The organism is Inquilinus limosus MP06 (assembly GCF_000767795.1).
GTDB lineage: Bacteria > Pseudomonadota > Alphaproteobacteria > DSM-16000 > Inquilinaceae > Inquilinus > Inquilinus limosus_E.
The window spans coordinates 1-5966 of record NZ_JANX01000396.1; the positions used below are offsets into that span (position 1 = coordinate 1).

Genomic DNA, 5966 nt, shown 5'->3' on the forward strand with positions numbered 1-5966 from the left:
CACGGCGATGCGCAGCTCGGCCGGGGTTTCGGTCGCCGCCCCGGCCAGGGCGCCGGCGCCGACCACGGTCTGCCGCGCCAGCTGCGCAGCGAGATCGGCCGGCAACCCGGCGGCGCGGCCGGCCTCGGCCAGCGTCTCGATCAGGTAGAAGACATAGGCGGGGCCGCTGCCAGACACGCCGGTGACGGCGTTCATCAGCGCGTCGTCCTCGATCCAGGCGGTTTGGCCGGCGGCCTGCATCAGCGTCTCCGCCCGCTTGCGCTGCGCCGGCGTGACCGCGGCATTCGCCACCAGCACGGAGATGCCCTGGCCAATGGCGGCGGGCGTGTTCGGCATGGCACGGACCACCGCGGCCTCGGTCCCCAGCCCCTGCTCCAGATACGCCAAAGTGCGGCCGGCGGCGATCGACAGGAACAGCGTGCCGGGCCGGACAAAGCGGCGATAGGCCGGCAGCGCCTCGGGCATCATCTGCGGCTTCACCGCCAGCACCACCACCTCGGGCGCCAGCTCGGCCGGCAACCCGGCGGCGTCGCGGACGTGATGCAGCCGCGGGTCGGCCAGGCCGAGCTCCGCCGGCTCGACCGCCCAGATCCGGTCGGCGGCGTTCCCCGCCAGCCAGCCCTTCACCAGCGCGCTTCCCATCCGGCCGCAGCCGACCAGCAGCAGATCCGACACCCTGTCGCTCCCCGTTCCGTCGAGACGCGCCATCATGGCGCCACGGCGGGCCGGCGCAAGCGCCTTCGCGGAAGCGAAGCGGAACCTGGACGGAACATTTGCAATTCTTAAGGTGCACGCCCCCTGGCGCTGCCGGAGACTGGGACACACATGCCGTGCCGCCGGCATTGGCCCGGCGCCGAACTTGGAGCGCGAACCATGCTCACCCTCACCCGCGCGGCGAGCGCCGCCATCCTCGCCGGCCTGGTGGCCGCCTCCCCGGCCTGGGCCCAGACCACCGTGGTCCAGCCCACCACCCCGCCCCCCGCGACCGTGCCGGAAAAGGCGATGCCCTTCCCGGTGCCGCCGGACACCCGGGTGCAGGAGCCGCGCCGGTCGCCGGTCGCGCCCGACCCGCGCCATCCCGCGGTCTCGGCGACGGCGGGCGGGGCGGCGCCGACCGATCCGCGCGAATACGCGACCAGCTCGCCGATCACCGTGACCGGCAGCATCGACGGCGTGTCCCGCCGCAACGGCGTCACCTCGTTCCGCCTGCAGACCCCGACCGAGGCCTGGACCGTGGTGGTGCCGCCGGACCAGCCCGGCAAGCTCGCCAGCGGCCGCCGGGTGACCGTGGTCGGCTTCCCGCATGTCGAGATCCGCAACCAGCTGCTGGCCCAGAGCGTCGCCCTGGGCAAGTAGCCGGGCCGGCTCCGGTCAGCGGCCGCCCTCGATCCTGCGGTTCCGCTGGTTGATGCCGCCGGTGCCGTAGGGATATTCCGCCATCTGCGGCTTGCTGGCCGTGTCGAGGGTCGCGATCTCTTCCGCGGTCAGCCGCAGAGTCGCGGCGCCGAGATTGTCGGCCAGCTGCGCGCGGGTGCGGGCGCCGAGGATGACCGAGGTCACCGCCGGCTGCGCCGCCACCCAGGCCAGCGCCACCTGCGCCATGCTGACGCCGCGCGCCTTGGCGATGTCCTCGACCGCGCCGATCACCGCCCAGGTCGTCGCCTTGGCGTTGCGCGCGTCATAGGCCTCCATGCCGCGCTGCGGGTTCTCGCCCAGCCGGGTGGCGCCGGTCGGCATCTGGTCGCGCTTGTACTTGCCGGACAGCCAGCCGCCGCCCAGCGGCGACCAGGGCAAGAGCCCGATGCCGGCGTCGAGGCAGGCCGGCACGATCTCGTGCTCGATGTCGCGGACCAGCAGGTTGTACTGCGGCTGCAGCGTCACCGGCGGGGCGTAGCCGTTGGCCTTCGCCAGCCACACCGCCTTGGTCAGCTGCCAGCCGAGGAAGTTGGAGAAGCCGTAATAGGTGATCTTGCCGTTGCGCACCGCATCGTCGAGGAAGCGCAGCGTCTCCTCCAGCGGCGTCAGCGCGTCCCAGGCGTGCATCTGGTAGAGGTCGATCTGCTCCACCCCCAGGCGCCGCAGCGAGGCGTCGAGCGCCGCGCCGAGATGCTTGCGCGACAGGCCGAGATCGTTCGGCCCCTGCCCCATCGGGAAGCGGCCCTTGCTGGCGATCACCAGGCTCTGCGCGATGCCCGGCCGGCCCTTCAGCCAGCGCCCGATGATCTCCTCCGACACGCCGGCGCTGTAGACATCGGCGGTGTCGAGGAAGTTGCCGCCGGCCTCGACATAGTCGTCCATCAGCGCGAAGGACGTGGCCTCGTCGGACTCCTTGCCGAAGGTCATGGTGCCGAGGCACCAGGCGGTGACGACGGCGCCGCTGTTGCCGAGCTTGCGATACTCCATGGTCTTCCTCCCGTCGGAATGGTCGAGGCCGGGCGCCCGCGCCATCGCCGGGAGCCGCCGCCGTCTGGAGAGCAATGCGAACAGGAAAGCCGGACGCCTGCTGCGCCGGTGGATCGGATCCAGAATGGAATGCCCGGTTAAATCCGACAAATAGATTGTGCAGATCCGATTGATCGGATCCGGAGCACAATCCTGATGAGGGTCAGGCCCGGTCGAGGAACTCCAGCACCCGCCGGGTCAGCAGTGCCGTCGCTGCCGCATCGTAGGAGGGCAGCGAGCCGTCGGCGAAGTAGTGCTGTTCGCCCGGATACAGGAACAGCTCGGCATCCGGCACCGTGGCCACGATCTCACGCGCTGCGTCGATATCGCCCTCGCCCACGAAGACCGGGTCGGCGTCCATGCCGTGGATCTGCACCGGCACGCCCTGCGGCCACGGCCCGAAGGCCCAGTCGCCGCTGATCGGGATGCAGGAGTAGAACAGCAGCGCCCCACGCGCGCCCGGCCGGGTCTGGGCCAGCTTCTGCGCCGGCAGCACGCCGAAGGAGAAGCCGGCATAGACGAGGCCGGGCGGCAGGCCGTCGGCGATGCGCACCCCGCGCTCCCGCAGCTCGTCGAACCCGGCCTGGCGGATATAGGCCATGCCCTCGTCGATGCTGCCGAAGATGCGCCCGTCGAACAGGTCGGGCGCGTGCACGGTGTGGCCGGCGGCCCGCAATTCGTCGGCGAAGGCGCGCAGCCCCGGGGTCAGCCCCTGGGCGTGGTGGAACATCAGGACCTCGGCCATCGTCACCTCCGGATCAGTAGGGCGTGCCGTCCTTATGCAGGAACCGGCCGTCGCGGCTGGGGCTCATCATGTCGACGTCGGAGCAGGTGATCACGTCGTCGGGCGAGCGCGAGCCGATCTCGAGATACACCGCCACGGCGCCGGAGCGGTTGATCATGTGGTGGCCGTTGCCGGAGTTCTTCGGGAAGGCAGCGCAGTCGCCGGCGCGCAGAACGGTCTCGCCGCCGTCCTCTATCAGCACCAGCTCGCCCTCGAGCACATAGACCAGCTCGTCCTCGGCCGAATGCCAGTGGCGCTGGCTGGACCAGCCGCCCGGCGGCAGCCGCATCAGGTTGACGCCGAAATCGGTCAGCCCGCCGGCATTGCTCAGCCGCTGCCGGATGCGGTCGGCGCAGGGCGCGTCGAAGGGATGCGGATAGCCGGAGCCTTTGCGTTCCGGCACGGCGGCGATGTCGATCTTGGGCATGGCAGTCTCCCAGCGACCAGCGCGGAGCCGGCGTAGCACGATTCCGTGGCGAGGGCACATGGCCGTCGTCGCGCCGGCCTGTCACCGACCTCCCCGGATCGCCCTCGGTGTCGTCTGGCGCGCGGTCCGCATCGCGGTCGTCAGGTGGCTCTGGCTGGAAAAGCCGCTGAGATAGGCAACCTCCGCGATCGTCAGCTCGCCCTGGATCAGAAGCTTCTCGGCGAAGGACAGCCGCAGGCCGACGATATGGCGGTGCGGCGGCTCGCCGAAGGTCCTGGTGAAGGCCTGGATGAAACGGCGCGGCGGCAGGCCGGCGATCTCCGCCAGCTCCGCCACCGAAAGCTTGCGCGAGAAGTTGTCGGCCAGGAAATCCTGCACCCGCCCGGCACTTTGACGGGACAGCCCGCCCTGGACGGTCGGAGGCGGCGTTCGAACCCCCGAATAGTGGCGCAGCATGTGGATGGCGAAGATGGTGATCAGCGAATCGACATACAGCTCGTTCGGCACCTCGCGCTGGTTCAGCTCCGCCTTCAGCATCTGGGCGATGCGCAGCGCCCAGGGATCAATGGCGCCAAAGGGGGGCGGCTGCAGTTCCACATCGGCGGCGTCGAACTCCAGTGCGGCAAGCTCCTGCAGGCTCTCCGGCGTGATCGCGATGATCGCGTTCTCCCGGCTGGTCGGCCAGACCAGGGTGCTGTCCACATTCGCCGGGGCGATGGCGATCGCCCCGGTCGGCGCGTCGTAGATCTGGGGCCTGTCGCTGCCGAGCGTCGCCCGGAAGCGGGGCGCCGGGGCCAGCATGATCCCGACGCAATGATCCTGCGCCAGGAAAGTCTGCGATCCCGGCGGGCGGATCGAATGGAACGCGCCGCCCCGCGGCGTCGCGATTCGCGGCCCCGCGGGCTGGGGAATGACGTCGAGGAGATTGTAGCCGTTCCGTCGCCCTTCGGCCTTTCGCCGCGGCAGGGGATCAGGCCGTGGCCAGGATCCGGGGCTGCCGCCGAAGGGCCGTGAAGCCGGGAGAGTGGGCATGATGCGTTCCAAAACCGGGCATACGGCGTCGCTTCCGGGACGCGTCCCGGGCCACGCCGTCGGACGATGTTCGGGCCTGCCGTGCCGTACCGGCGCCCGGCCCGCTCGGCGCCATCGCGGCGGTCTTTCTAGGTCATCGATTGATCCTGGCTTTGGCCGGAGCCGGGATCTGCCTCGATGCGTCAGGCACGGCGAATGGCTGTCCGGCCAAGCCAATGCCCCCGTCACTCCGGCCTGTGCAAAGAGGCACATCTCCCGGGCCGGGTATTTCAGAAAAGTTCGGCCCTTTCAGAAAAATGCCGACGATTCTCGGAGGTCGGCCCGCGATCCGGAACGCCGGGCATGCGGTTATGGCCGCATCCATGACGGGAGGCGCTTCGCATAGGGATGAATAGGGATGAATCGGCATGGTCCCCGCGCCAATGGCCGGTGGCCGATCTTCATGCCCGTCCCGCCCATTGACCATCACCACCGGACGGCCCCGCCGGCACGAAAAAGCCCGGCCTCTCACGAGGCCGGGCCTGCCGTCAGGGCCGCATCGGCCGAAGCGCGTCAGGCTTCGCCGACGGTGTCCAGGATCGCGGCGGAGACCGCCTCGCTGGCGCTCTTGCCGCCCCAGAGGATGAACTGGAAGGCCGGGTAGAAGCGCTCGCACTCGGTCAGCGCGATGTCGACCAGGTCCTCCAGCTGCTCCTGGCTGGCCGCCTGGGCGCCGCGCAGCAGCGTGGTGTGCCGGAACATCGGCGTCAGCTCCTCCGAGTCGACGTCGAAATGGCCGAGCCACATCCGCTCGTTGATGATGCCGAGCAGTTCCGCCACGTCGCGGCGCTTCTTCTCCGGCACCTTCAGATCGAACTGGCAGGAGAACTGCATGGCGCTGATTTCCTCCTGCCAGAAGAAGAACAGGCGATAGCTGCACCACCGGCCGGCGACCTCGGCCAGCATCTCCTCGTTGCTGGCGCGCTCGAAGCTCCAGTCATTGGCACCGATGATTTCCTCGAGCGTGTCGAGGGGGTTTTGGGTGAAGGCGGATTCCTCGAAGGTCTGGGACGCCGTGGTCATGATCCTCCGCTCCCGTTCCGCGGTGAGGTGGCACATCTATGCCCCTCATACGTGGCCAATACCCAATGTGTAGTGGTTTTACCCATTACAGCCTTTCCAAGACAACGGTCGCACAAGGGCTTGTTGGGCGCAACCGATATGCACCGCTGCTGTGATAAAAGTTGTGGATGATTTGTGACGAAATTCAGTCCGCCTTGGCCCGGGACCTGCGGCCCTTGG

General features: G+C 69.4%; 7 protein-coding genes. 1 reads left to right on the forward strand and 6 read right to left on the reverse strand.

What is annotated here, in order from left to right; genetic code table 11:
• Window positions 1-675: pyrroline-5-carboxylate reductase family protein (locus P409_RS24010; RefSeq protein ID WP_034844601.1), on the reverse strand; the 675-nt coding region annotated here is incomplete at its 3' end.
• 198 nt (window positions 676-873) lie between these two features.
• Between P409_RS24010 and P409_RS24015 the strand changes: the two genes are divergently transcribed.
• Window positions 874-1356 carry a superantigen-like protein SSL4 gene (locus P409_RS24015; RefSeq protein WP_034844603.1) on the forward strand — a complete coding sequence of 161 codons (483 nt, stop codon included), beginning with the start codon at window positions 874-876 and terminating at the stop codon, window positions 1354-1356.
• Between the two features lie 15 nt (window positions 1357-1371).
• Here the strand turns inward: P409_RS24015 and P409_RS24020 are convergent, their stop codons facing one another.
• The 5 genes from P409_RS24020 to P409_RS24040 all read right to left on the reverse strand — a co-directional run bounded on the left by P409_RS24020 (window position 1372) and on the right by P409_RS24040 (window position 5747).
• Window positions 1372-2403 (reverse strand): aldo/keto reductase, encoded by a 1032-nt coding sequence (locus P409_RS24020; protein WP_034844606.1) that lies wholly within the window; start codon window positions 2401-2403, stop codon window positions 1372-1374.
• Between the two features lie 202 nt (window positions 2404-2605).
• Window positions 2606-3187 carry a dienelactone hydrolase family protein gene (locus P409_RS24025; protein WP_034844607.1) on the reverse strand — a complete coding sequence of 194 codons (582 nt, stop codon included), beginning with the start codon at window positions 3185-3187 and terminating at the stop codon, window positions 2606-2608.
• A gap of 13 nt (window positions 3188-3200) precedes the next feature.
• Entirely contained in the window at window positions 3201-3653 is a 453-nt protein-coding gene (locus tag P409_RS24030) for a cupin domain-containing protein (protein ID WP_034844609.1), read from the reverse strand.
• An 81-nt stretch (window positions 3654-3734) separates the two neighbouring features.
• Window positions 3735-4454: a helix-turn-helix domain-containing protein gene (locus tag P409_RS24035; protein WP_202964785.1), complete on the reverse strand. Its 720-nt coding sequence runs from the start codon at window positions 4452-4454 to the stop codon at window positions 3735-3737.
• 783 nt (window positions 4455-5237) lie between these two features.
• Window positions 5238-5747, reverse strand: coding sequence for a type III secretion system chaperone family protein (locus P409_RS24040; protein WP_034844611.1), 510 nt, complete (start codon window positions 5745-5747; stop codon window positions 5238-5240).
• Window positions 5748-5966: the final 219 nt, after the last annotated feature.